The 721-nt window shown below is 66.0% G+C and carries 1 protein-coding gene; it reads left to right on the top strand.

Translation table 11 applies throughout. The annotated features are described in order from the left end of the window. A partial coding sequence (locus PMI14_RS33680) for a calcium-binding protein (RefSeq protein WP_007857836.1) occupies positions 1-721 on the top strand: 721 nt, incomplete at both ends.

The following is a 721-nucleotide window of genomic DNA, read 5'->3' as shown; positions in this document are numbered from 1 at the left end:
TGACGACATCATCCACGGCGGCGGCGGCAACGATGTGGTGGGCAGCGAGGCCGGCGATGACCAGGTGTATGGCGATGCGGGCGACGACATCGTGTTCGGTGGCGCGGGCAATGACCTGCTCTCCGGCGGCACTGGCAGCGACAAGCTCAATGGCGGCACGGGATTCGATGTGGCGATCCAGGAGGGCGCGCGTACCGACTATACGGTAACGCTGGACGGCGCTGGTATCAAGCTGACCCATACCGCTTCGGGCGTGTCCGACTGGCTGGTCGATGTGGAGCAGGTGCGCTTTGCGACCGGCCCCAGCCTGACGGTGGCGCACAGCGCTGCGGAAGAAGCCGGGGCCTATCTGTTCCAGAAGTGGCTGGGGCGCGATCTGAACCAGGGCGAGGGGGCGATCATCCAGAGCCTCACAGGCAAGAGCGCGCTGGAGGTGGCTACGCTGTTTGCGCAGTTCTTCCCGACACAGACTGCTGGCAAGACGCCCTCGCAGTTGCTCGAGGGCATGGCCAGTGCGGGCGCCATCCGCGTGGATGCCATCCGCGAAGTCACGGTGACCGGCGACGCCGGCAACAACGCCATCAGCCCGACCTTGGGCCTGGCGCGGTATGTGGATGGGGGTGCGGGCACGGATACCGTGGTGATCCCGGCCACCCTGGGCCAGACCCATGTGCAACACAACAGCAACGGTAGCTATACCCTGCAGCGCATGACCGATGGG

It is taken from the genome of Acidovorax sp. CF316, from assembly GCF_000276605.1.
Classification (GTDB): Bacteria; Pseudomonadota; Gammaproteobacteria; order Burkholderiales; family Burkholderiaceae_C; genus Acidovorax.
This window is presented reverse-complemented; position numbering and strand designations above follow the sequence as displayed.